The 24,266-nt window shown below is 55.2% G+C and carries 20 protein-coding genes; 16 read left to right on the top strand and 4 right to left on the bottom strand.

From position 1 onward, the window contains the following. Window positions 1-168 precede the first annotated feature (168 nt). Window positions 169-1,095, bottom strand: coding sequence for a chemotaxis protein MotB (locus tag CVU69_02070; GenBank protein ID PKN13481.1), 927 nt, complete (start codon window positions 1,093-1,095; stop codon window positions 169-171). A 171-nt stretch (window positions 1,096-1,266) separates the two neighbouring features. Between CVU69_02070 and nadC the strand changes: the two genes are divergently transcribed. From nadC to CVU69_02120, 10 genes are all read left to right on the top strand, one after another. Continuing rightward, entirely contained in the window at window positions 1,267-2,091 is an 825-nt protein-coding gene (gene nadC, locus CVU69_02075) for a nicotinate-nucleotide diphosphorylase (carboxylating) (protein ID PKN13482.1), read from the top strand. 11 nt (window positions 2,092-2,102) lie between these two features. Continuing rightward, window positions 2,103-3,083: a biotin--[acetyl-CoA-carboxylase] ligase gene (locus tag CVU69_02080; protein PKN13483.1), complete on the top strand. Its 981-nt coding sequence runs from the start codon at window positions 2,103-2,105 to the stop codon at window positions 3,081-3,083. Window positions 3,084-3,119: 36 nt separating this feature from the next. After that, window positions 3,120-3,893 (top strand): pantothenate kinase, encoded by a 774-nt coding sequence (locus tag CVU69_02085; protein PKN13484.1) that lies wholly within the window; start codon window positions 3,120-3,122, stop codon window positions 3,891-3,893. 86 nt (window positions 3,894-3,979) lie between these two features. After that, on the top strand, window positions 3,980-6,058 hold the full coding sequence (gene fusA, locus CVU69_02090) for an elongation factor G (protein PKN13485.1): 2,079 nt from the start codon (window positions 3,980-3,982) through the stop codon (window positions 6,056-6,058). A 52-nt stretch (window positions 6,059-6,110) separates the two neighbouring features. Further along, window positions 6,111-7,073 (top strand): hypothetical protein, encoded by a 963-nt coding sequence (locus CVU69_02095; protein PKN13486.1) that lies wholly within the window; start codon window positions 6,111-6,113, stop codon window positions 7,071-7,073. Window positions 7,074-7,100: 27 nt separating this feature from the next. After that, window positions 7,101-8,093 (top strand): hypothetical protein, encoded by a 993-nt coding sequence (locus CVU69_02100; GenBank protein ID PKN13487.1) that lies wholly within the window; start codon window positions 7,101-7,103, stop codon window positions 8,091-8,093. 352 nt (window positions 8,094-8,445) lie between these two features. Then, complete coding sequence (locus tag CVU69_02105; GenBank protein ID PKN13488.1) at window positions 8,446-10,032, top strand: ammonia-forming cytochrome c nitrite reductase subunit c552; 1,587 nt, start codon at window positions 8,446-8,448, stop codon at window positions 10,030-10,032. A 48-nt stretch (window positions 10,033-10,080) separates the two neighbouring features. Continuing rightward, window positions 10,081-10,845, top strand: a complete 765-nt coding sequence (locus CVU69_02110) for a hypothetical protein (GenBank protein PKN13489.1) — start codon at window positions 10,081-10,083, stop codon at window positions 10,843-10,845. After that, the gene (locus CVU69_02115; GenBank protein PKN13490.1) at window positions 10,842-11,138 is read left to right on the top strand and encodes a DNA mismatch repair protein MutS; all 297 of its coding nucleotides are present in this window, start codon (window positions 10,842-10,844) and stop codon (window positions 11,136-11,138) included. Before CVU69_02110 ends, CVU69_02115 begins: the two co-directional genes overlap by 4 nt. Before the next feature lie 52 nt (window positions 11,139-11,190). Beyond that, window positions 11,191-11,865, top strand: coding sequence for a Crp/Fnr family transcriptional regulator (locus tag CVU69_02120; GenBank protein PKN13491.1), 675 nt, complete (start codon window positions 11,191-11,193; stop codon window positions 11,863-11,865). A gap of 120 nt (window positions 11,866-11,985) precedes the next feature. On the opposite strand, the gene CVU69_02125 is transcribed toward CVU69_02120, so the two are convergent. Continuing rightward, entirely contained in the window at window positions 11,986-13,311 is a 1,326-nt protein-coding gene (locus tag CVU69_02125) for an RNA helicase (protein PKN13492.1), read from the bottom strand. Window positions 13,312-13,746: 435 nt separating this feature from the next. On the opposite strand from CVU69_02125, the gene CVU69_02130 reads away from it, so the two are divergent. Then, window positions 13,747-14,964 (top strand): class I SAM-dependent rRNA methyltransferase, encoded by a 1,218-nt coding sequence (locus tag CVU69_02130; protein PKN13493.1) that lies wholly within the window; start codon window positions 13,747-13,749, stop codon window positions 14,962-14,964. 119 nt (window positions 14,965-15,083) lie between these two features. On the opposite strand, the gene CVU69_02135 is transcribed toward CVU69_02130, so the two are convergent. After that, on the bottom strand, window positions 15,084-15,590 hold the full coding sequence (locus CVU69_02135; protein PKN13494.1) for a peptidyl-prolyl cis-trans isomerase A: 507 nt from the start codon (window positions 15,588-15,590) through the stop codon (window positions 15,084-15,086). Between the two features lie 121 nt (window positions 15,591-15,711). Here CVU69_02135 and CVU69_02140 point away from each other — a divergent pair, with 121 nt between their 5' ends. Continuing rightward, window positions 15,712-16,500, top strand: a complete 789-nt coding sequence (locus CVU69_02140) for an RNA methyltransferase (protein ID PKN13495.1) — start codon at window positions 15,712-15,714, stop codon at window positions 16,498-16,500. Between the two features lie 58 nt (window positions 16,501-16,558). On the opposite strand, the gene CVU69_02145 is transcribed toward CVU69_02140, so the two are convergent. After that, on the bottom strand, window positions 16,559-17,956 hold the full coding sequence (locus CVU69_02145; GenBank protein ID PKN13496.1) for a DNA-binding response regulator: 1,398 nt from the start codon (window positions 17,954-17,956) through the stop codon (window positions 16,559-16,561). A gap of 410 nt (window positions 17,957-18,366) precedes the next feature. On the opposite strand from CVU69_02145, the gene CVU69_02150 reads away from it, so the two are divergent. The 4 genes from CVU69_02150 to CVU69_02165 all read left to right on the top strand — a co-directional run bounded on the left by CVU69_02150 (window position 18,367) and on the right by CVU69_02165 (window position 24,162). Further along, window positions 18,367-21,819: a pyruvate carboxylase gene (locus tag CVU69_02150; protein ID PKN13497.1), complete on the top strand. Its 3,453-nt coding sequence runs from the start codon at window positions 18,367-18,369 to the stop codon at window positions 21,817-21,819. A gap of 95 nt (window positions 21,820-21,914) precedes the next feature. Next, on the top strand, window positions 21,915-22,478 hold the full coding sequence (locus tag CVU69_02155; GenBank protein ID PKN13498.1) for a hydrolase: 564 nt from the start codon (window positions 21,915-21,917) through the stop codon (window positions 22,476-22,478). Window positions 22,479-22,489: 11 nt separating this feature from the next. After that, entirely contained in the window at window positions 22,490-22,981 is a 492-nt protein-coding gene (locus CVU69_02160) for a YfcE family phosphodiesterase (GenBank protein ID PKN13499.1), read from the top strand. 86 nt (window positions 22,982-23,067) lie between these two features. Then, entirely contained in the window at window positions 23,068-24,162 is a 1,095-nt protein-coding gene (locus CVU69_02165) for a 6-phosphofructokinase (protein PKN13500.1), read from the top strand. Window positions 24,163-24,266 lie beyond the last annotated feature (104 nt).

Consider the following 24,266-nt stretch of genomic DNA (forward strand, 5'->3'; position numbering starts at 1 on the left):
GCGTGAATGCAGTTGCATTATCCTTTCAGCGATTGGCAAGAATGTAAGCCGGGATGTGGGTAGTGTCGGCACCCAAATAAAAACACCCTTCCCCTTGCTAATGAAAAAGGCCGCTTCCAATCAAAAGAAGCGGCCTTGTCGTTTATGTTGAAAATTTTGGAGGGGAAACTACTTCACCACCTCAGCCTCAAGAGGGGCGAGAATAATCTGAATACGCCGGTTCTGGGCGCGGCCTTCAGGGGTACCGTTGTCGGCGATCGGCCGGAACTCGGCAAAGCCGCTGGCGGAGAGACGTTCTCCGGGGATATTGAGGGTATTGCGCAGGAACTCGACAACACTGATCGCCCTTGCAGCGGAGAGTTCCCAGTTGCTTGGATAAATCGACTTCAAACGGGGACTGATCGGCAGATTGTCACTGTAGCCTTCGACGCGGATTTCTTTGTCCTCGACCTCGTTGAGGATGGTGCCGACCTTGCTCAAGACCTCTTTGCCGCCGCTCTTGATGTCGGCGCTGCCGGAATCGAAGAGGATCTTTTCTACCAGGTTGACGGTGAGTTTTCCTTGCAGTTCGGAGATCGTCACTTCGCCGCGGGAGATTTCCGAACGCATCTTGTCGATCAATTCACCATAGGTATCCTGTGCCGCACGGAGTTCTTTCTCGCGATTCTCCTTTTCCAGGGTGAGACGATCCCGTTCCGCTATGAGTTGGGCTCTTTCTTCTTTTACTTTATGAATTTCTGTCGTGAGGCGGTCGATCTCTTGCCGCATCTGCGTCATCGTTTTACCTGCTTCCTGATTACGGTCGGACAGGACTTTTTCAATGCGGACAATGTCGGCCTGGGCCCGTTCAAGAGCGATCTGCTTCTCATCGAGTTGCTTTTGTGTCTCCGCCCACCGGCGTTCGCTGTTAGCGAGATCTTTGCTGCACAGGGCTGTTTGATCCTGAAGTTTCCCGTGTTCGGCAGTCAGGGCAGACAGGTTTGCGGAGAGGGCTGCAGCCTCATCGACACTTTTTTTATGGGTGGAGGTGCTGACACAGCCGGCAGCCAGCAGGCTGATAAGACTCAGGATGGTAAGAGAGCGAAGATGTTTCATGTGTTACCTTTCATCGGAGGGAAGCAAGAGTATTGAGACGGTGAATATTTGAACCGAGTCAGGGTGAAAAGTAAAGGGATAATCTCTGCTATTGCGAGCGGCTTTTCGGTTGCCGGCTGTAAAGTCGCTGTGTTATAAAAATACAATTTTAAAGTCAATGGAGATCGTTAGATGAACGAAATTGATCGAATCATTGATACGGCGCTGGCAGAAGATATCGGCTGGGGTGATATCACCACCAGGGCCTGCATTGCGCCTGGGAGCCAGTCCCGGGCCGAGCTCGTTGCCAAAGAGGATTTTGTCTTGGCCGGTATTGATGTCGCGGCTCAGGTCTTTACCGCTGTCGATGCGACGGTCTCCTTTGAAAAGCTGCGCGAAGATGGTCGGACTATCCGCCGCGGTGAAGTCTTTGCCTGGATCAAGGGGGCGTCGGCTTCTCTGCTGCAGGGGGAGCGGGTCGCCCTGAATCTGTTGCAGCGCATGAGCGGGATCGCGACGCTCACCGGTCTCTTTGTCGAGGCGGTCGACGGCACCAGAGCGCGCATCGTCGATACCCGCAAGACAACGCCGGGGCTGCGTTATCTTGAAAAGTATGCGGTACGGGCCGGCGGTGGGCAAAATCATCGATATGCCCTTTGTGACGGGATCTTGATCAAGGAAAACCATATCCATGCCGCCGGCGGGGTGACGGCGGCGATTCAACGCGCCAAGCTCGCTGCTCCTCACACAATTAAGGTTGAGGTTGAAACGACGACCATTGCCGAAGTCGAAGAGGCCTTGCTCGCCTCAGCCGATATTATCCTCCTTGATAACATGACGCTTGATGAACTGCGGCAGGCGGTCAAGCTTGTGGCCGGCCGGGCGTTAACCGAAGCGTCGGGCGGGGTCAATCTCAAGAGTGTGCGGGCAATTGCCGAGACCGGGGTTGATCTGATTTCGGTCGGCGCCCTGACCCATTCGTTTCGCGCCGTCGATATTTCTTTGCTCTTTCGTTAGGACTGGCTGTCATGAGTGCTGAGAGTCATGCTGAAATTTTGCGTTTGCTCAAGGAAACGGCCGGCGGCTATCTGTCGAGCGCCCGTTTGAGCGCGCAACTCGGCATCTCCCGGGCGGCAATCTGGAAACAGATCGGCGTGCTGCGCGAGCAGGGCTACGCCATAAACGCTCTCCCCTCCAAAGGCTATCGTCTTGCTGCCGGACCTGACCGGCTCTTCAGTGAAGAGATTCAGGACGGGCTGAAGGCAGCCATTATCGGCAGCGAGATCGTCTATTTTGCTGAAACCGATTCGACCAATCACCGCGCCGCCCTCCTCGCCGAAGGGGGGGCTAGGGACGGGACCGTGATTGTCGCTGAAGCGCAGAGTGCTGGTAAAGGACGCCTTGGCCGGCGCTGGATCTCGCCAGCCGGAGTCAATCTTTATCTGTCGATCATTTTACGCCCGGCGATTGCGCCGCGATCAGCGCCGCTCTTGACCTTCCTTTCCTCTTTGGCGACGGCCCGAACGATCGAACTGGAGACTGGTCTGCGTCCGACGGTAAAGTGGCCGAACGATGTCCTGTTGGGCGGCTGCAAGGTGGCGGGTCTGCTCAACGAAATGAATGCCGAGACCGAACGGGTCAATTATGTCATCCTTGGTATCGGTGTTAATCTCAATATGACACAGGAACAGTTTCCGGATGATCTCCGTTATCCGGCGACCTCGCTGGCATTGGCACTGCAGCATCCGGTCGATCGCGTCCGCTTCTGTCGCCGTCTCCTCAGTGAAATCGATATTCTTTATCGCGATTATCCAACCGGGCAGGAAGCGATACTTAGCGGTTGGCTGACCTACTTCGATCTGCTCGACAAAAAGGTCACGATCGAGGAGCCGTCACGCAGCATTGTCGGCATCATCACCGGTATTGCTGCCGACGGCGCTCTGCTTCTTTCTCTGGAAAACGGCGATAACGAACGAATTCTCGCCGGTGATGTGCGTCCGCTGCCTTGAGTTTCTACTAAATTAACCAAAGAGAGTCATTGCCCCATGCTTTTGGTTATCGATGTCGGCAATACCAATATCGTCCTGGGAATTTATGCCGGGACAACGCTGCAGCGGAGTTGGCGGATTACCACCGACAAGCAACGCACGGTTGATGAATACGCCGTGCTCGTTCGCGATCTCTTCGAAATGGCCGAAATCGGCTTTGCTGACGTCAAGGATGTGGCGATCTCTTGTGTTGTCCCGCCGCTGCTGGCGACCCTGGAAGGGCTCTGCGCCGATTATTTCAAGTTAAAAGCGTTGGTGGTCGGACCGGGGATCAAAACCGGTATGCCGATCCTTTACGATAACCCGCGTGAAGTCGGCGCCGACCGGATTGTCAATGCCGTGGCGGCTTACGATAAGCATCGCTGTAGCTTGATTGTTATCGATTTCGGCACAGCCACGACATTTGATTTCATTACGGCACGGGGGGAATATCTCGGCGGCGCAATTGCTCCCGGGATTGGCATCTCCGCCGAAGCTCTCTTTGAGAAGGCGACTAAATTGCCGCGGGTCGAATTTGTCGCTCCTCCGGCCGTGATTGCCCGCAACACCGTCAACAGTATTCAGGCCGGCTTGATCTACGGCTATGCCGGTCTGGTCGACGGCATTGTCAGTCGCATGCAGCAGGAAAGTAAAGAAGAGGCGCTGGTCGTTGCCACCGGCGGCCTGGCGCCGCTGATCGCCCCGATTTCCCGGACGATCGCTCAGGTCGATGCGGATCTGACCCTAGAGGGATTGTTTCTTATTCATCAGCGGAACGCTGGAGTTTTATGACCACAGATTAAAAAGTTTGGTACCGGTCGGATTGTTGTGAAGTGCAGTTATTTCTCATCACCCTTTAATGGAAAAGGAGAAGTTTCATGGGCAAGTACACAACAGCAAAGATTCGTAATCTCGGCATTGTCGGGCAGGGCGGGGCAGGGAAGACTTCACTGACAGAAGCAATCCTCTTTAATACCGGGATGAACGATCGTCTCGGCAAAGTGGATGAGGGGACGTCGGTCATGGATTTCGAGCCCGAAGAGATCAAACGCGGTATCACCATCAGCTCCAGCCTTAACCATTGCGAGTGGAAAGATCACTCCCTGCACATCGTCGATACCCCCGGTTATACCAACTTCCTCCATGATACCCGTAACTGTCTGCGCATCCTCGGCGGCGCTGTCCTGGTCGTCTCGGCGGTCGACGGGGTCAAGGCACAGTCGACGAAGATCTGGGAATGGTCTAATGAGTTCGAGGTGCCGCGCATCGTCTTTATCAACAAGATGGACCGCGAGCGCGCCCACTTCCTCAAGACGGTCGACGAAGTCGAAAAGACCCTGAAGACCCGGGCGGTGGCGGTGAGTATGCCGGTCGGCAAACAGGATGAATTTCGCGGGATCATCGATCTGGTGACGATGAAAGCCCGTTTCTTCAAATTTGATGAAAAGGGGAGTTACGACGAAACCGACATCCCTCCCGAGCATCTTGAGCAGGCCGAGCGGTTACGCACCCTTCTCGTCGAAGCCGCGGCTGAGGCCGATGATGTCCTGATGGAGAAGTACCTGGAGAGTGGTGAGCTGAGCCAAGAGGAAATTCTCCTCGGACTGCGGGAAGGGACGCTGACCAAAACCTTTACCCCGGTCTTCTGCGGCAGCGCCACCGCCAATATCGGTGTGCGCAATCTCCTCAACTTTATCGTTAACTGTCTACCCTCACCGCTGGACCGCGGATTTCAGTATGGGACGAATCCGAAGACTGGTGAGGTCGTGCACCGCCATCCGGATCCGCAGGATCCCTTCTCAGCCATGGTCTTCAAGACGATCAGCGATCCCTTTGCCGGCAAACTGACCCTCTTCCGCGTCTACTCCGGGACACTGAAGAGCGATTCGGTCGTCTATAATCCTAACAAGGAGGTGACGGAACGGATCGGTCAGCTTTATGAGCTGGAAGGGAAGAAGCAGCGTCCTCTCGCCGAGGCCGAGGCTGGTGATATAGTCGCCGTCGCTAAACTCAAAGAGACCGAGACCGGCGATACCCTCTGTGACGGCGCCAAGCCGATCCTTTATGAAAGTCCGCTCGCCTTAAAACCGGTGATTTCCTTTGCCCTTGCTACCAAAGGGAAGGGGGACGAAGACAAGATCATGAGTTCTTTGCACAAGCTGGTAGAAGAAGATCCGACCCTGCATGTCAGTCGCGACGAAGAGACTAAAGAAATGATCCTGTCCGGCATGGGGCAGGTGCATGTCGAGGTGGCGGTAGAGAAGCTCAAGCGCAAGTTCGGGGTAGAAGTTATCCTTAAAGAACCGAAGGTTCCTTATCGGGAAACGATCAAAAAGGCGGTGAAGCAGCACTATCGGCATAAAAAGCAGTCAGGAGGCCGTGGCCAGTTTGCCGATGTTCATATTGAACTCGAGCCGCTGCCGCGGGGGGGCGGTTATGAATATGTTGACAAGGTGGTCGGCGGCGTCGTCCCCCGTCAGTACATTCCTGCGGTCGATAAGGGGATTCAGGAAGCAATGCGGCACGGCATCCTCGCCGGATTTCCTGTCCAGGATTTTCGTGTTTCCCTGTATGATGGCAGCCATCACTCTGTCGATTCGTCGGAGATGGCTTTCAAGATTGCCGGATCGATGGCTTTCAAGGAAGCTTTGGGCCAGGCGATGCCGATCCTGCTTGAACCGGTGATGCGTATGGAGATTACCGTCCCTGATGACTGCATCGGTGATGTGATCGGCGATATGAACTCCCGGCGCGGCAAGATCCTGGGCGTTGAACCCCAGTCGGGGAGCCAGGTGGTGCAGGTGCTGGTGCCAATGGCAGAAATATTGAAATATTCTCAAGATTTACGTTCTATGACATCTGATCGTGGTCTTTTCAGCCTTGAGTTTGACCACTATGACGAAGTTCCACCCCACATGAGCGCCAAGATTATAGCCGCGGTTAAAAAGGGCGAATAATCTTATCGGTTCAATTTTGCGGATGCGGTTTTTTAGAGGAGACTATTAATTTATGTTCGGTATTGGTAAGAAGAGTGAAGAAGTAAAAACAGGTGCTCAAGGGGAAGTGAAAGGGACAGAAGACGAGATTCAGTTCGAGTTTGAAGAGAATGACAGGCTCCCTTTTGATGACGATGAAAACTTTACCGACGAAGATTTTGTCGATGAAGACGTTGCCAATGAGTCCCGCAAGGGAATGCGCCAGTCCCTGTCGCAACGCACCCTACTTCTCGTCCTCTTGCTGCTGCTCGCTCTTGGCGGCGGTGGTGGTTATTATTACTTGAACAGTACTTCTGTCCCGCCGTCACCTGCGCCCAAGGCGCCGGTGAAGACAAGAGTCTCGGTGCAACCGGAGAGTCCGGCTCCGGTTGTCGTTGCTCCGCCGCAAGAACCGCAACCCGTAATTCCCATATCGGAAAAATCCGCTCCTGCGACCACGGCCGTTGCAGAGACGACACCTGCCCCGGATGCTGCTGCCGTCCCTTCAGAACCGAAGCGTGCAACTGCTTCCAACCCAGCGGTTAGTCAACCCTATACCCTCACTGCCGGGGCCTTTGTCAGTCAGAAAAATCAGCGTGAAGTCGAGCGTAAGATACGTCGTCTCGGCTACACTCCGCAGGTGCAAACAGTTGAAAGTATGGTTCCGATGACCCGGTTGCTCCTCGGGATATATGATGACCCCGCAGCGGCACAGGCACGGCGTCAGGAGTTGTCAGCTCAGCTTCCCGGTCTTTTTGCCCTGCAACAGGGGGAGAAGGTGGCTTTGTATGCAGGATCATTTCAGGATCTTGATCAAGCCCGACGTCTTGCCGATCAACTCTATCTCCGCGGCATTCTTGTCGATGAAGAGACAATTTCTTTGTCTATGTCTTTGAAAAAAATAAGTTTTGGATCTTTCCCAAGTCGGGCAGAAGCGGAGAAGGCCGCAAAACGCGCTGCGGCTGCTGGACTGACGGCGCAAGTTGCCAAGCGTTAGTCTCTGTAGCGATATGACTGAGGAATGATGGCTTCAAAACTACCACAAAGGATCACGGTCTCTGCGACCGTTGCCAAGATTGTCGGTAAAGACGTTTCCTATGCAGATCGTCTCGCCGCTGCCTGGGGCGAAACGACTCTGGCCGGGCGGGATCTGGTCACCGCCCTTTATTTTCTTTATTGTGGCGGTGATCGCGAAATTCGCGCTGCCGGTGTGCGCACACTCCGTCAATATCCACTGGAGTTTTTGATCGCAGTGGCGGCTCTGCCTGATTTATCCCCGAGGATCCTCCATTTTCTCGCCCGGGTGCGGGGGAGTGAGCCCTTGCTTTTTCAGGAAATTCTTGATAATCCAGCATGTCCTCAAGAGAGCTTGGTCTTCTTGCTGGAGCGTGCCGACCGCCATCTTCTTCCGCTGATTTTTGAGCGAGAAACGCTGTGGCGGGCCTTTCCGGAAACGGTCAGCGCTTTGTTAAACAATACGCAGCTGACCGAGGAAGAGCGTTCAGCTCTTGTCAATATGGTAGATCCGGATTTTACTGCCGAGGTGGAAGATGAAGAGGAGGCAGTTGTTGACGAGGAGTCTTTCCCCCCTGACGAAGAGAATTATTCCAAATATCAGCTGGCTCTCGACATGGGGGTTTCCGAAAAGATCAAGATGGCGCTGACCGGCGATAAGGAGTGGCGCTCTATCTTCCTCAAGGACTCTAATAAACTGGTTAATACTGCTGTCCTCAAAAATCCGCGCATAACCGACGGTGAGGTTCTGGCCGTTTGTAAGAATAAAACATCGAGTGAAGAGTTGATTCGTATTGTTCTCGTCAATAAGGATTGGATCAAGCTGCTATCCATCCGATCCGCCTTGGTCAGCCATCCGAAGACGCCGATCGCCTCGGCGTTGCGTTTTATGGATTATTTGACGATAAAAGAGCTTAAAGATCTCAGTAAAAGTAAAAGTGTCTCGCAGGTTGTTGTCTCTGCCGCCCGCCGCGTACTGGCTGATAAAGCGAAAAAGAAGTAGTGTCGGCATTGTCAATTATGCAAAGCGTTCAAGGTTTCTGCGGCAAACGACGAACATCAATTTATGTTTTTGAAAAGTTGCGCCTGGCTACCATCGCCCCCCCTTGTCACCTTATCCGACTCTTTCTCCTTCCGTTTCAGCATCTTTTGATGGCCGACACCAAGAAGCTCTGGTCATCGATTCCATTCCGAATTGACTTGCGTCAATAGTAATTTTCCTGACTTCTGTTAAAGTTTGAGAAAATTTATTTTTGGTGACCGGGCTTAAAGGGTGACCGCATCCTTTTCCCCCTGTCAACAGCCTCTCAACTCGACCGAAACTGGTTCGGTCATTCATTCAGAAGGAGGAAAAGATGATGCGCAACAGGATGTGGACGCTGTCGTTAGCAGCGGTCGTACTGCTTGGAAGTGGGTTGCCAGGGCTATCGCAAGCCAAGGACGTTAACAAAAATGATTGTTTCTCCTGTCATGCAGAGGTGGAAAAGCTTTATAGCGGCTCGACCCACGGCAAGCTCGCCTGCGAGACCTGTCATTCCGGCCTCGCCGATCATCTTAAAGATGACGCGGTCAAACCGGTGACCAGTCTCGAACTCTCCACCTGCGGCAAGTGTCATAAAGATCAGTACGAAAGTTTTTATCGCGTCAACTGGGATGCGCAGGCGCGTAAAGAAAAGGGGGATCCGACAGGCCGTTCGCCGATGCAGGATAAACTCATTGCCCCGCACGGCTTTACCAAAGAGCATAACGAGCCGCGCAGTCATGCATTCATGGTCGTCGACCAGCTTTCTGTTGATCGTTTCGCTGCCGGCCGCTACCAATTTAAGGATTCCTTCGGCTACACCCGCCCCGGCCGGACCTGGGATGTTCTCACCGATACCGGCAAAACCTATCCGAAAGAAGTCTCCGCTGCCGCCGGTAATCCGGTCTGTCTGCAATGCAAGACCAACGATTTGACCCTGACCTGGAAACATATGGGAGATAAAGATCCCAAAGCGAAATGGGATCGCACCTCGGACGTCAATGAATTGATCAAAGATGTCAACAATCCGGTCGGTTGTATCGGCTGTCATGATCCGCATGCCGCCAAGCCGCGTATTGTTCGCGATGCCCTCATCGAAGGTGTTGAGCGGGACGGTGCCCGGCCTTATGATGCTGATAAAGGCAAAGGTCTAGTTGAAATCATCTCATTCCGTGACGATTTCCGCAAGATCGGTCTGGTGTCAAAGAAAAATTCGAACCTGCTCTGCGGCCAGTGTCACGTGGAATATAACTGTAACGGCGGCTTTGAGCCCGAGAGTGGCGATAAGGTGACGATGGCCGATCGCCGCGCCAATCACTTCCCGATGAAGAATGCTCTGGATCTCCTTGCTCATTATGACAAGATCAAATTTCGTGATTTCAAACATGCCGTCACCGGGGCGCGTCTGGTTAAACTCCAACATCCCGAGATGGAGACCTACTGGGGGAGCGTGCACGATCTCGCCGGGGTCGGTTGTTCGGATTGTCACATGCCGAAAGAGAAGAACAAGGTTGGCAAGACCTTCAGTAGCCATCAGGTCGTCCGTCCTAAGCACCACGTCAAGGAGAGCTGCCTCGGTTGTCACCCGAAATCGAGTGTCGAAGAGAAGCTCTATCAGATCCAGGCGGTACAGAACTACACCCGCGGAAAAATGCGTGAAGCGGAAGCGGCCATCGGTCAATTGATCGATACCTATGCTAAAGCCAAGGAAAAAGGTGTCAAAGAAGAAGTTCTTGCCCAGGCGCGGCAGCAACATGAAATTGCGCATGTTCTTTGGGAGTGGTGGACGGCTGAAAACAGCGACGGCTGGCACAATCCCAAGTTGGCCCAGACCAGTCTCTTCGATGCGATCATTGCCGCGAAGAAAGGGACGGATCTTTTGACAGCGGCGATGGCACCACCGGTACCTGCCGCCAAGTAGTGATATAACCGGCAATGATCATGCTATAAACAAGACGGGGTCCGCATTATGGACCCCGTCTTGTTTGTGGAGATTTTTTCCTGTTTCTGCCATAATCTCGCGACGCTACGGTGCGTAAGTATTACCCCAGGAGTAACTCGCGTGGCAGATGATTTCATTGGAAAACCGGTCAGGAACGGCTTTATTCACCATCTCAAAACCAGTTTGGTGGCGGGACTCCTCGTCGTCATTCCGGTCGGTTTGACCATCTTCATTCTCAAATTCCTTTTTAATCTCGCCGATGGTTTTCTCGGGCCCTTGATTGGCAGTATTGTCCGTGTCTTCTATGTCGATAGTGAATATATCCCCGGACTCGGCGTTGTCGCCGGTTTACTCGTCATCTATCTAAGCGGGGTGCTGACCGCCAACTTTCTTGGCCGCCGCTTTCTGACCCTCTCCGAAAATTTGCTGTGCCGCATCCCCTTGGTGAAGTCGATCTATTCTTCGTCTAAACAGGTGACTCAGGTCTTCTCTTCTAGTGGTAAAGAAGAGCGGCGGGCGGTCTTTGTCGAGTATCCGAGCGCGGGAAGCTATGCCATCGGCTTTCAAATGACCAGTCTGGAATCGATGGAAAATAATCGATTTTGCAGTATTTTTGTGCCGACGGCACCTAATCCGACTTCCGGTTTCATCCTCTATGTGGCTGAGGCGAAGGTCTTTCCTGCTCCTTTCGGTGTTGAAGAGGCGATGAAAATCATTGTCTCGGGTGGAGTAGTTGCACCGGCGATGATCAATGTCAGCCGGACGCAACTCGCTGCCGAGAAGGGTCTATGACTTGTCTCGATGAAGAGATCCCGGAAGTGATCGAACTGCCGATCGATGGCTGTCTAGATCTCCATGCTTTTGCGCCAAAAGATTGCAAGACTTTGATCCCGGATTATCTCGCTCTCTGCGCTGAGCGTGGCATCTTTGAGGTGCGCATTATTCACGGAAAAGGGCACGGTATCCTGCAGCGTTCGGTGCATGCCATTCTGACGCGTCTGCCGTTTGTGGCGCATTTTTGTCTCGCCGATGGCAGTGGTGGCGGATGGGGCGCAACGATGGTGACCTTATATCGAGAAAAATGATTATTCATGGTGATACGTTCGCCCTGTAACTTAAAATAACGAGGTGTAGAAAATGGATCTGCCCAAAATTATCCGTCAGTCCCCACTGTTTGCCGGTAGCACCGATGAGGATATCTCCGCCATCCTGCGCATCTGCAAGGTCAGGGAATACGAACGTGGCGAAGTTCTCTTTGATGAAGGGGATGTTGCCCAAGGTTTTTACATCGTCGCCGTCGGTCGGGTGAAGGTCTATAAACTCTCTCCGGAAGGTAAGGAACGCATCCTGCACGTCGTGCAACCGGGTGGCAACTTTGCTGAGGCGGCGATCTTTGCTGACGGACTTTACCCGGCGAGTGCCGAACCGCTGGAGAAGTCGACGCTGATCTTCTTTCCCAAGCGCGATTTCCTCGATCTTCTTGCCGAGCAGGGGCGGATCGCCATCAATATGATCGGAGGTTTGTCTCGTTTTCTTCGTCTCTTTGCCAGTCAGATTGAAGAACTCACCTTCCGTGACGTCCCCTCACGTTTGGCCCGTTACCTTCTGGATCTCGGCAATGAGCAAAACGGCGCGGTTGAATTACCGACCTCCAAGTCGGCGATTGCTTCGCGTCTCGGCACGGTGAGCGAAACCCTTTCCCGTACCTTCCGCAAACTGAGCGATGAAGGGTTGATCCGCGTCGAGGGGAAGACCATCGTCATCCTTGATGCCGAACGTCTGAGTGATCTCGCTGATCGTTTTGTCAGTTGATGGAGCTGAAAGAAGGGCTTTAGGACTGGCGTAAGCGGTCTGTAGGAGGGGGAATTGCCGGGTAAATTGTGCCCGAATTTTTTAGGGGCACCCTTGGTGGGTGCCCCTACATCAATCTGATCAGTGCCCGCGCTGCGAGCGATTGTTGCGGTGTTTGGGCGGTTGGTTGCCGGTCGGTGCAACCTTTTCGTGGGCCACTGGCGGTTTTGAAGCCTGGGCCGGCGGTTTCGCTGCACTCCGGGGGGCACCATCCGCAGTTTTGCGGCGCTGTTGCGGCGGGCGCGGCGGCCGGGCGAACTCGACATCTTTCTTCGGGGCGGCGACGTTGTAATCGAAACCTTCGACCATCCGGCGTTCAATGGGACTGCCGAGGACCCGTTCGATGGAACGGACCATGATCATGTCTTCCCGCGCCACCAGGGTGAAGGCATCACCACTGCGGGCGGCGCGGCCGGTGCGGCCGATGCGGTGGATATAGGCGTCAGTCGTGGACGGAATATCGTAGTTGATGACGTGCGAAATCTTTGAGACGTCGATGCCGCGGGCGGCAATATCGGTTGCCACGAGAATCTGTACCGTGCCGTCGCGAAAGCCGTCGAGAGCCGCCTGGCGGCGGTTCTGGGACAGGTTCCCCTGCAACGAGGCAGCCTTGTAGCCGAGTTTGCTGAGCTGCTCGTCCAGACGCTTGGCGCGATGTTTGGTGCGGGTGAAGATCAGGACCGATTCGGTGTCAGTATGTTTTAATAGCTCGATGACCAGCGCCGTCTTCAGGTGAGGTTCGACCGGGTAAAGGGCGTGACTCACGGTCGCTGCCGGTGCGACGGTATCGACCTGCACCGTCTGCGGGTTCTTCAGCACTTCGCTGGCGAGACGGTGGATCTCGATCGGCATCGTCGCCGAGAAGAGAAGGGTCTGGCGTTCTTTGGGGAGATGGGTGAGGAGCTTGCGGATCGCCGGCAGGAAACCCATGTCGAACATCTGGTCGGCCTCGTCTAGGACCAGGACTTCAAGACGGGAAAGATCGATGGTCTTCTGCTGGATATGATCGAGGAGACGACCCGGGCAGGCGACGACGATCTCGCTCCCTTTCTTCAGCTTCTGGATCTGCGGATTGATGCTGACCCCGCCGTAGACTGTGGTGCTGTGCAAGCCGGTCTTCTCGCCGAGAGAGACGAACGATTCGTGAATCTGTTCGGCGAGCTCGCGGGTCGGGGCGACGATCAGGGCGCGGACATGCCCGCGGTTGCCGCTGTTGACCAAACGGTGGAGGATCGGCAGGGCAAAGGCCGCGGTCTTGCCGGTGCCGGTCTGGGCGAGGCCCATGACGTCACTGCCGGCCATGACTTTGGGAATGGCCTGTTTCTGGATGGGGGTAGGGGTGTCGTAACCGGCGGCGGTGACCCCGGCGGCGACTTTGGGGTGAAGATTGAAGCTGGTGAAATCCATGTGATCCTTTCAAATGTCCGGATATTTTTTGTCCGGTTCTACTGACCGCAAAAAAGGGCCTGGCGGTATACCGGGCCCTGCGGTGATGTCTGATTCAGTCAAATATTTAAAAACAATAGCAGATTTGATCGTAAAGTGTCAAGGAGCAGGGCGCGCGGTGCTTGACTGTCGGGCTCCCTTCAAGTAATTTGGCGAGCGTTTCCAAGTCTAACATTGGAAATGGCGGTCAGCCGCGGATAAGTTCGCATAACATCTGATAAATCAAGATGTTCATTGTGTTGATCTGTTTACCCGTCCGGTGAAATATTTGTCACAGATTTTATCTGCCTTTATCCGTAGTTATCCGCTTTTTCAGCGGCTAATGTTTTTGTTTGATGTCAGATGCTGTGCCATTATCGTAATTACTTAAGTCGCAGAATTCTTTCGAGGTCGTATATGCAGAAGAAGGAATGTAAAGAACTGCCCAAGCTGGTCGTCGGTCCGGAGACGGTGCGGATGCTCGAACTTGGTCATCCCTGGGTCATTGCCGACCGTTTTACCAAGAGTTGGCCGTCGTTCCCCGCTGGTACGGTCGCAACCTTGGTGACCGGCGCCGGGGATTTTGTTGCGACCGCTCTTCTCGATCCGCACGATCGCATCGTTGCCCGGATTCTGGCGCGGAAGTCGATAGTCCTCAATCGAGAATGGCTGGGGAAGCAGATCGACAAGGCTGTAACTTTGCGGGCGCAGCATGCCCGACTGGAGGGGACCAGTGCTTATCGCCTGATCAATGGTGAAGGAGATGGTTTGCCGGGGGTGACGGTCGATCGTTATGGCGACCACCTTCTCCTCCAGCTTTACAGCGAAGCCTGGCGTCCGCATCTTTCCCTGTTGAGCGCAGAGTTGCAGGCGCGCCTTGCACCCGCAGGGATCTACGAGAAGACCCGCCCGCGGGAAACCCGAGAGCTCGGCGCCCAAGGGGGGAGGAAGTACAGTCGCCTCCTTGGTGGCCGGCCGGCGCCGGGTCGGAGCGTCGTGCAGGAGAATGGCCTGAATTTTCTGGTAGATCTTGAAGAAGGGCTGAATACCGGCCTCTTCCTTGATCAGCGCCGCAACCGATCCGATTTGATGGAGCGGGTGCGGGGTAAGAAGGTGCTCAATCTCTTTGCCTACACCGGTGCATTTTCGGTGGCGGCTGCCGCCTCCGGCGCAACCCAGGTCAGCAGTGTCGACGTCTCTGCCCCTTATCTCGATTGGGCGCAGGAGAACTTTCGCGCCAACCGTCTTGACCCGAAGCGGCATGAGTTTTTAACCGGCGACTGTTTTGCCGTCCTCGCCAATCTACGCAAGGCGCGCCGCACCTTCGATATCATCGTCACCGACCCTCCGAGTTTTTCGACAACGAGCAAGAGTCGCTTCACCACCCGGCAGGGGACCGCCGAGGTAGTGGCGGCAGCTCTCCCTCTTTTGGCGCCGGGCGGGCTGCTGGTTACCTGTTCCAATCATCAGAAGGTAGATCTTGCTGATTATCTCAAGGAGTTGCGGCGCGGAGCGTTGCAGGCGGGGAGCGAGCTGCGGGTGATTCAGACCTTGGGGCAGCCGGAGGATTTTCCTTTTCCGGTGACCTTTCCTGAGGGGCGTTATCTTAAATATGTGATTGCGGTGCGGGATTAAATCACCACCCCAGCCCTTTAGGCCCGAAGTTGGGTCCTCCTTGAAAAAGGAGGGGAGCTTAAAGGCTGAGTCCCCCTCCTTAGTTAAGGAGGGGTTAGGGGTGGTCAGCTGTCAGCTTTCTATTCGACAATCGTCACTTTGTTGATACTGATCGTCTCAACCGGGACATCCGCGTGGCCGCCCTTGTTACCGGTCTTGGCCTGCTCGATAGCGTAGACGATATCCATGCCGTCGATGACCTTGCCGAAGACAGCATAGCCGAACTTGTCGGGGTTAAGGCCGGCGTTGTCGAGGAATTTGTTGTCGACGGTGTTGATGAAGAACTGGCTGGTGGCGCTGTCGACAACCGAGGTGCGGGCCATGGCGACCGTCCCGGCCTTGTTCTTCAAACCGTTGGTCGCTTCATTCTTGATCGGCGCGTTCACCGGCTTCTGGCTCATCTCAGGAGTGAATCCGCCGCCTTGCAGCATAAATCCCTTGATGACGCGATGAAAGATCGTGCCGTCATAATGGCCGGCGCGGGCGTAATCGAGGAAGTTGGCGACCGAGATCGGGGCTTTTTCGGCGTCGAGTTCGAGGACGATCTCCCCTTTGCTTGTTTCCATCTGTACGAGCGGATTGCTCATTGGCTGGGCTCCTTTTAGTGTGAAGGTTTAGGGTTGTGATTAATGATGGCGAGCGGATTATAGAAATCGCCGCCGCTATGGTCAAGGACTATTGCGTGAAATATTTTACTGAGGTCAAAGCATGTTGATCAGCAGTCTGCAGAATCCCCGGGTCAAAGAAGCGGTGGCGCTGCGTGAACGCCGGGCGCGTGAGAAGAGTGGTTTGATGCTGGTCGAAGGCTACCACGAACTCGCTTTAGCAGTGCGGGCGCACATGGTCCCGACCACGGTTTTTTACTGCCCGGAGCGGCTCCGTAGCGAGGAAAACAATCTTCTCGAACACTTTCGCAGCACCCGTACCCCGCTTTTAGAGGTGACGATGGCGGTACTGGCCAAGATGGCTTACCGCGAGCATCCCGATGCCTGGCTGGCGATTGCCCCGATTCCGAAGCGGAGCCTGAGCGAGTTGGCGCTGCCGGAGAAGGCATTAATCGTGGTCGCCGAATCGATCGAAAAGCCGGGAAACCTCGGGGCGATTCTGCGTTCGGCTGATGCCGCCGGTGCTGATGCGTTGATTCTTTGTGATCGCGCTACCGATCTCTATAACCCGAACGTGGTACGGGCGAGCAAGGGGACGATCTTTCGCGTGCCGGTCGTCGAGGCGACCTCAGCCGCGACGCTGGAATTTTTGCAGGAGCGGGGGATTTTCGTTGCGGCGGCAACGCCGGCCGGGACAATCGCTTACTGGGATCTCGATCTGCAGGGGAGCGTGGCGATTGCGGTTGGAACAGAGAAGGAAGGATTGTCCGATTTATGGATGGAGGGGGCGGATGCACGGGTGACGGTGCCGATGTGTGGCGCCGTCAATTCTCTCAATGTCGCCCAGGCTTTGACCCTGATCCTCTTTGAAGCGCGCCGGCAGCGGCGTTGATTTCGTAGGGGCAGGGCCCCGTGCCTAGCCGGATTTGGGCACCCACAGGGGGGTGCCCCTACACCGGTAAATTGTAGCGGCGGATCTTTTCAACCAGAGTGGTGCGGTTGAGATGGAGGAGGTCAGCTGCCTTGGTCTTGACTCCGCCGCATCTCTCCAGAGCGGCCTGAATCATCCGGCATTCGAGTTCCGCGACCAAGGCAGGGAGGTCGACGCCACTTTCATTGAAGAGCGGGAAACAAACGACGCTGGCGCAGACCGGTTGTTGGCTGATCTGCGTCGGCAGATCGTCCAGTTCGATAATCTCCCCATCGACCAGAGCGACGGCCCGCTCAATGACATTCTCCAGCTCCCGCACATTCCCCGGCCAATCATATTGCTGCAGGGCCGCCGCGGCCTCCCCGTTCAGGGTGCAGGGCAGATGATTCTGACCTTCGCACGATTTTTTCAGAAAGTGTTTGACCAGCAGCGGAATATCCTCCCGGCGTTCCCGTAACGGCGGGAGATGGACCGGGATGACGTTGAGCCGATAGTAAAGGTCTTCGCGAAACTCGCGGGTTTTAACCAGTTCAGCCAGGTCAGCGTTGGTGGCCGAGATGATCCGGACATTCAAGCGGATCTTGCGACTGGAGCCGACCCGTTCCACCTCCCGTTCCTGTAAAACCCGCAACAACTTCATCTGCAACTGCATCGGCATGGTGCCGATTTCGTCGAGAAAGATCGTCCCCCCTTCTGCTGCTTCGAATTTTCCGGCTTTGTCACTCCCCGCCCCGGTAAATGCCCCTTTAACATGGCCAAAGAGTTCGCTTTCCAGCAGTTCTCCCGGAATGGCGCCGCAGTTGATGGCGATAAAGGGTTTCTCTTTGCGGGCGCTGTTAAAGTGTACGGCCCGGGCGACCAACTCCTTTCCTGTCCCGGATTCCCCAAGGATGAGGACGGTCGAATCGGTCTGGATGATCTTTTCCATCTGCTTGAAGATCGTCTGCATCGTCGGACTGCTGCCGATCATGTTGGCAAAGTGGTATTTGCCGCGCAGTTGCTGTCGCAGGTACTGATTCTCAGCAACGAGGCGGCTCTTTTCCAAGGCGTTGTCGAGGAGGATTTTGAGTTCTTTGACGTTGATCGGTTTGGTGAGGTAGTCGAAGGCCCCTTCTTTCATCGCCTCGACCGCTGTTTCGGTCGAGGCGTTTCCGGTCATGAGGATGACATGGGTCTGCGGCGTCTGCTCTTTGATATGACGGAGGATGTCGAGACCACTGATCCCCGGCAAAAGGAGATCGGTGATGACGATCGCAAAGGTCGTTTCTGCGAGGTGTTGCAGAGCCCCTTCACCGCTGTCGGTGGCAGTGATCCGGTATCCCTCCTGGCGCAAAAGGAGGGTGAGGCCATCACGGTTGCCGCTATCGTCATCGACGATGAGGATCTGCGCTGTCAGTTCAGTGGTGTTGACGGTCATGATCTCTTCTGCTCATTTCCCAAGATGAAAAGCATCAGTTTGCGTTGCGGACAACCCGGTTGGCAGGACAACTCGTGATATTAAATACTTCCTCATTTCATGAGTCAATCATTTCTTGCCGGTGACTCGCCGGGTTGCATCCCGGAAGGTCACTGCTATCCTTTCTTTTTGTGGATTGTATTTATCCGCAGGGGTGAATGGTATTCGCTGCTGGAAGACATCAGTTTATATATTCAGAACAAGATTATATGTTGACTTAAGCTGCCACATTACTTTACTTTGCACACAATCTTGCAGACGTGTAACCTATTGAATATAAATAAATATTTTACTTAAAGTGAATTTTTACCAAGCTTGTACCTGTTTTATTTTTGATAAAACTTTCCACAGAAACGACAAAGGAGAAGAACATGGGGATCAGAAAATTCAAGAAGATTATGGCGGCAAACCGGGGCGAGATTGCGATCCGGATCTTTCGCGCCTGTACCGAACTCGGGATCAAGACGCTCGCCATCTATTCCGAAGAGGACAAGGGGTCATTACACCGCTACAAAGCCGATGAAGCCTACCTGATCGGCAAAGGGAAGGGGCCGATCGATGCTTATCTCGGCATCGGTGAGATTATTGATCTGGCCCGCAAGAAGGGGGTCGACGCCATCCACCCCGGTTACGGCTTCCTGTCCGAGAATGCCGAATTTGCCGAGGCCTGCGAGCGCGCCGGTATCGTCTTTATCGGACCGACGGCGCTGATCCAGCGCCAGCTTGGCGACAAGGTGGCGGCGCGCAAGGTCGCTGTTGCCGCCGGCATCCCGGTTGTCCCCGGCACTGCCAAACCGGTGACCACGGACGAGGAAGCGCTGATCTTTGCCAAGGAGTGCGGCTACCCGATCATTGTCAAGGCGGCTGCCGGCGGCGGCGGACGCGGTATGCGTGTCGCCCGCAATCAGAAGGAACTCCTCGAAGGGTTGCGCAGCGCCGGCAGTGAAGCGCTGGCCTCCTTTGGCAACGCCTCGGTCTTTCTTGAAAAGTATCTGGAAAATCCCAAACATATCGAAGTACAGATCATGGGAGACACCCACGGCAACATTTTCCACTTCTATGAGCGCGACTGTTCGATTCAGCGTCGTCATCAGAAGGTCATCGAACTCGCCCCCTCCCTTGATCTCACCGAAGAAAAGCGCCAGGAAATCTGTGCCTACGCACTGAAGATTGCCTCTGCAGTCAACTATGTCAATGCCGGAACCGTCGAATTTCTCATGGACAAGGAAGGGAAATTCTACTTCATCGAGACCAATCCGCGCATACAGGTCGAGCATACTGTCACCGAGCAGATCACCGGTCGTAATCTCGTTCAGGCGCAGATCCGCATCGCCGAAGGCTACAAATTCTCCGATCCCGAGATCGGGATCGCCAGCCAGGAAGATATTGAACTGCGCGGCTTTGCCATCCAGTGCCGTGTCACCACCGAAGATCCGCAGAACAACTTTGCCCCGGACTTCGGCACGATCAAGGCAATGCGTACCGCCGCCGGTTTCGGAGTACGTCTCGACGCCGGACAGGGTTATGCCGGGGCACAAATCACGCCCCATTACGATTCGTTGCTGGTCAAGATCAGCACCTGGGGACTGACCTTCGATTCGGCACGCCGCAGCATGTACCGGGCGTTACAGGAATTCCGCGTCCGCGGCGTCAAGACCAATATCGGTTTTCTCGAAAATGTCGTCACCCATCCGGAGTTCCTTGCCGGCAAGTGTAATACCTCCTTTATCGATGCCCATCCCGAGTTGATGCAGATCCCGGTGAAGAAGGACCGCGCCAGCAAGACTCTGCGCTTTATCGGTCACACCGTCGTCAACGGCTACCCCGGGATCAAACCGGAAAAAGTCCTCAACTTTAAAAATCTGCGTGAAGCGGACGTTCCGGAAATCCCTTACGCCGCACAGCGTCCCCGCGGCAGTCGCGACATCCTGCGCGAAAAGGGACCGGAAGGATTGGCGGCATGGGCCCGCAGTGAGCGCCGTATCCTCATCACCGACACGACGATGCGCGATGCGCACCAGTCGCTGATGGCGACGCGTTTCCGCACCGATGACCTTGACCGCATTGCCGAAGCGACCAGCTATCTCGGGGGCGGCCTCTTCTCCCTGGAGATGTGGGGCGGCGCTACTTTTGACGTCTCCATGCGCTTTCTGCGGGAAGATCCCTGGGAGCGTCTCGACCGGCTGCGCGCCAAGATCCCGAATATCTGTTTCCAGATGCTGCTGCGCGGCTCCAATGCTGTCGGCTACACCAACTACCCCGATAATGTCGTTCAGGAGTTCGTCGCTCAGGCGGCAAAGAGCGGCATCGATATCTTCCGCGTCTTCGACTCCCTCAACTGGACACGGGGGATGGGCGTGGCCATGGATGCCGTCCGCAAGAATGACGCGGTCTGTGAAGCAGCAATGTGCTATACCGGCGACATCCTCGACCCGAAACGGGATAAATATCCCCTGGCTTACTATGTCAATCTTGCCAAAGAGCTGGAGAAGATGGGCGCACATATCCTGGCGATCAAGGATATGGCCGGTCTGCTCAAGCCTTTTGCTGCCGAGAAACTGGTCAAGACATTGAAGCAGGAGATCGGCATCCCTATCCATCTCCACACTCACGATACGTCGAGTAATGGTGGTTCCATGCTCCTGCTCGCCACCCAGGCCGGCGTTGATATTGTTGATCTCGCCCTCTCCTCGGTCTCGGGCTTGACGGCGCAGCCGAACATGAATGCTTTCCTCGCGGCGATGGAAGGGACGATCTGGGACCCGAAGCTTGATCAGGAAGGGATGCAGAAGCTCGCCAATTATTGGGAGACAGTGCGCACTTATTACGCCCCCTTCGAGTCGGAACTGCGTAGCGGCACCGCCCAGGTTTATCATCACGAAATCCCCGGCGGCCAGTACTCCAACTACAAGCCGCAGGTCGAAGGCCTCGGCCTCGGTCATCGTTGGGAAGAGTGCAAAGAGATGTACCGCAAGGTCAACGATCTTTTCGGTGATGTTGTCAAGGTGACGCCGAGCTCGAAGATTGTCGGCGACATGGCGATGTTTCTGGTCCAGAACAACTACCAGCCGGAAGATGTCTTTACCAAGGGGGAGGAAATGACCTTCCCGCAGGGGGTCGTCGACTTCTTCAAGGGGATGATCGGTCAACCCTATGGCGGCTTTCCCAAGGAGCTGCAGAAGATTATTCTCAAGGGGGAGCAGCCTCTGACCTGCCGCCCCGGCGAGCTCCTCGAACCGGCGGATTTCGGCGCAAAAAAGATCGAGATCGAGAAGAAGGTCGGGCACAGCATCAGCGAGCGCGAAGTCCTCTCCGCCATCCTTTATCCCGGTGTCTTTGAAGAGTTCGATCGGCATCGTCAGGAATACGGCGATACTTCGGTGCTACCGACGCCGGTCTTCTTTTACGGGATGGAAGTCGGTGACGAGGTCAGCATCGATATCGAATCAGGCAAGACCCTGATTATTCAGTTGAACGCCGTCGGCTCACTGCAGAAGGACGGCACCCGTAACATCTACTTTGAGCTCAACGGCGAACCCCGCCAGGTGCAGATACAGGATCTTTCGGTGAAGAGCGATGACGCGAGCCAGCGCAAGGCCGACCCGGCGAATCATCATGAAATCGGCGCGCCGATGCCGGGGAAGGTCTTCCGTATCAACGTCAAGGTCGGCGATACCGTCAAAGCCGGCGACACGCTGCTGGCGACCGAAGCGATGAAGATGGAGACCAATATCAAGGCAAAAGAGGATGGAGTCGTCAAGGAAATCCTTTACAAGGAAGGACAGCAGGTACCGCAAGGGGCGCTCCTGATGGTCCTTGAATAGTCTCTTTTTGTAGGTTATGATCCTGAACGTCCGGTGAGCTTTCTGCCTGCCGGGCGTTCTTGATTTTTAACGGTCGCATTTTCAAGGAGTCACTCATGGGAATTGTCAGTGAATTCATGCTCGATCGTCAAGATGCCGTGCTGGTGGTCATCGATGTTCAGGAAAAACTCTGCCAGGCGATGGATGAAAAGGTCCTCGCAGGGTTGACCAAGCGGATCGGGATTTTGCAGGAAGCAGCGCAGGAATTACAGATTCCGCAGATCGGTACCGTACAGTATGTCAAAGGACTGGGGGAGACGATCCCGGCATTGAAGGAGCGTTTTACGGCACCGGCGGTCGAGAAGATGACCTTCAGTTGCTGCGGTGAAGAGCCCTTTCCCGAACAGCTCCGGAAACTCGCCCGCAAACAGATCATCATCACCGGCATGGAGACGCATGTCTGCGTCCTGCAGACGGTGCTGCAACTGTTGGAAGCCGGTTATATTGTGCATGTTGTTGCCGATGCAGTGATGAGCCGAAAAAAGGAAAATTGGCAGATTGCTCTGGCGATGGCACAGCAGGCCGGGGCAGTGATCACTTCGACCGAAACGGCCCTCTTTCAACTGCTGCGCGTGGCGGGGAGTGACGAATTTAAAAAACTCTCCAAACTGGTGCGCTGACCGGTTCGAAAATGAGTGAGTCCGTGCGCGTCGGTGTCCTTTCCGATACTCATCTGACCCTCGGTGATACGCGGCTAGCGGCCTTGCTGGCCTGCTGTCAGCACCACTTTGCCGGCACAAAGTTGATTCTTCATGCCGGCGATGTTGTCGATCCGCAACTTCTGCCGCTGTTACCGCAGCCGATGCTGGCGGTGCGCGGCAATCTCGATCCCCCCGAGCTGCCGTTGCGGCGGATTATCCCGATTGCAGGGAAGCGGATCGGCCTTATCCATGGCTGGGGTGCCAAGTACGATCTCGAAGAGCGGATCTTGCGGGCCTTTAGCGGTGAGCAGGTCGATTGCATCGTTTACGGCCACAGCCACCAACCGGCCTGTCATGTCGTGAAAGGCATACTCCTCTTTAATCCCGGCAGCCCCACCGATCGGCGCAACGCCCCCTTCCATTCTCTCGGCATCCTGACTATCGGTGAGGGGATTGCGGGGGAGATTATTGCCCTGGAATAGTAGGGGCAATTCATGAATTGCCCGGATTTTATATTCGTTACGGCGACAGAAGGACGGTTCATGAACCGCCCCTACGGAGGCACCAAATGACCAAAAGGATGAAGATTTGTATCAATACCGGCGGCGGAGATGCGCCGGGCTTGAATGCCGTCATCGAGGCGGTCACCATGGCGGCCTACACCCGGCAATGGGAAGTGTACGGCATAAAAACAGGCTATACCGGTCTCCTCAACACAGATGAGATCATTACCCTGACTCCGGAGAAGGTCGATGGCATTGCCAGTGTCGGAGGAACTATCCTTGGCTCCACCAACAAAGGCAACCCGTTCATGATGCCGGTTTGCAATGTCGCTGGAGAATGCCAGCAGCGGGATATGTCGGACAAGATCATGGATAACTTCCGACGTCTCCGCTTTGATGCCCTGGTGGCAGTCGGTGGTGACGGAAGTATGGAGATTGCCCACCGTTTTGCGCAAAAAGGGATGCCGCTGGTCGGTGTCCCCAAGACCATCGACAACGATATGGGCGGAACCGACCTCACCTTCGGTTTCGATACGGCGGTGAGCATCGCCACCGAAGCGATCGACCGTCTGCATTCAACAGCAAAGTCCCATGATCGGGTGATGGTGGTGGAGGTGATGGGGCGCAATGCCGGTTTTATCGCTCTCAATAGCGGTATTTCCGGGAATGCGGATATAATCCTGATCCCCGAGATCCCCTTCGACATTGAAAAAGTTTGTGACAAGCTCATGGAGAACGAACTGCATGGCCGCAAATATGCCATCGTCGTCGCCGCCGAAGGAGCGCTCCCCAAGGGTGGTGATGTGATTATTAAAAGTCCCGCCGGACCCGGTCGTCAGCATGTTGTCCTCGGGGGGATTGCCGAATTTGTCGCCAAGGAAATCAGCCAGCGCACCGGCAAGGATACACGTTCCATGGTCCTCGGGCACCTGCAGCGCGGCGGATCGCCCACGACCTTCGACCGCCTCCTTTCCCTGCGTTTCGGCACCAGTGCGGTGCGCGCCATCGAGATGGGGAAATTCGACCACATGGTTGCTCTCCAGTCTCCTGATATCGGACTGGTGCCGTTAGCAGAAGCACTGAAGATCCACAAGCGGGTGCGGGTCGATGGCGATACGGTGCTGACGGCTCGTGATCTCGGGATCTGTTTCGGCGATTGAGCAGGTGCCGGGGTACCACCCCCAGCCCTTTAGGCCCCGAGGTTGGGTTCCCCTTAACAAAGGAGGGGAGCTATAGGTTCATGGTGCGCAGTTCGTTGCGCACC

The organism is Deltaproteobacteria bacterium HGW-Deltaproteobacteria-4 (genome assembly GCA_002841765.1).
GTDB lineage: Bacteria > Desulfobacterota > Desulfuromonadia > Desulfuromonadales > UBA2197 > UBA2197.

Coding starts and splice junctions, on each gene's coding strand:
- CVU69_02070 (PKN13481.1), bottom strand. CDS start 1,095: ATGAAACATCTTCGCTCTCTTACCATCCTGAGTCTTATCAGCCTGCTG.
- nadC (PKN13482.1), top strand. CDS start 1,267: ATGAACGAAATTGATCGAATCATTGATACGGCGCTGGCAGAAGATATC.
- CVU69_02080 (PKN13483.1), top strand. CDS start 2,103: ATGAGTGCTGAGAGTCATGCTGAAATTTTGCGTTTGCTCAAGGAAACG.
- CVU69_02085 (PKN13484.1), top strand. CDS start 3,120: ATGCTTTTGGTTATCGATGTCGGCAATACCAATATCGTCCTGGGAATT.
- fusA (PKN13485.1), top strand. CDS start 3,980: ATGGGCAAGTACACAACAGCAAAGATTCGTAATCTCGGCATTGTCGGG.
- CVU69_02095 (PKN13486.1), top strand. CDS start 6,111: ATGTTCGGTATTGGTAAGAAGAGTGAAGAAGTAAAAACAGGTGCTCAA.
- CVU69_02100 (PKN13487.1), top strand. CDS start 7,101: ATGGCTTCAAAACTACCACAAAGGATCACGGTCTCTGCGACCGTTGCC.
- CVU69_02105 (PKN13488.1), top strand. CDS start 8,446: ATGATGCGCAACAGGATGTGGACGCTGTCGTTAGCAGCGGTCGTACTG.
- CVU69_02110 (PKN13489.1), top strand. CDS start 10,081: ATGGACCCCGTCTTGTTTGTGGAGATTTTTTCCTGTTTCTGCCATAAT.
- CVU69_02115 (PKN13490.1), top strand. CDS start 10,842: ATGACTTGTCTCGATGAAGAGATCCCGGAAGTGATCGAACTGCCGATC.
- CVU69_02120 (PKN13491.1), top strand. CDS start 11,191: ATGGATCTGCCCAAAATTATCCGTCAGTCCCCACTGTTTGCCGGTAGC.
- CVU69_02125 (PKN13492.1), bottom strand. CDS start 13,311: ATGGATTTCACCAGCTTCAATCTTCACCCCAAAGTCGCCGCCGGGGTC.
- CVU69_02130 (PKN13493.1), top strand. CDS start 13,747: ATGCAGAAGAAGGAATGTAAAGAACTGCCCAAGCTGGTCGTCGGTCCG.
- CVU69_02135 (PKN13494.1), bottom strand. CDS start 15,590: ATGAGCAATCCGCTCGTACAGATGGAAACAAGCAAAGGGGAGATCGTC.
- CVU69_02140 (PKN13495.1), top strand. CDS start 15,712: ATGTTGATCAGCAGTCTGCAGAATCCCCGGGTCAAAGAAGCGGTGGCG.
- CVU69_02145 (PKN13496.1), bottom strand. CDS start 17,956: ATGACCGTCAACACCACTGAACTGACAGCGCAGATCCTCATCGTCGAT.
- CVU69_02150 (PKN13497.1), top strand. CDS start 18,367: ATGGGGATCAGAAAATTCAAGAAGATTATGGCGGCAAACCGGGGCGAG.
- CVU69_02155 (PKN13498.1), top strand. CDS start 21,915: ATGGGAATTGTCAGTGAATTCATGCTCGATCGTCAAGATGCCGTGCTG.
- CVU69_02160 (PKN13499.1), top strand. CDS start 22,490: ATGAGTGAGTCCGTGCGCGTCGGTGTCCTTTCCGATACTCATCTGACC.
- CVU69_02165 (PKN13500.1), top strand. CDS start 23,068: ATGACCAAAAGGATGAAGATTTGTATCAATACCGGCGGCGGAGATGCG.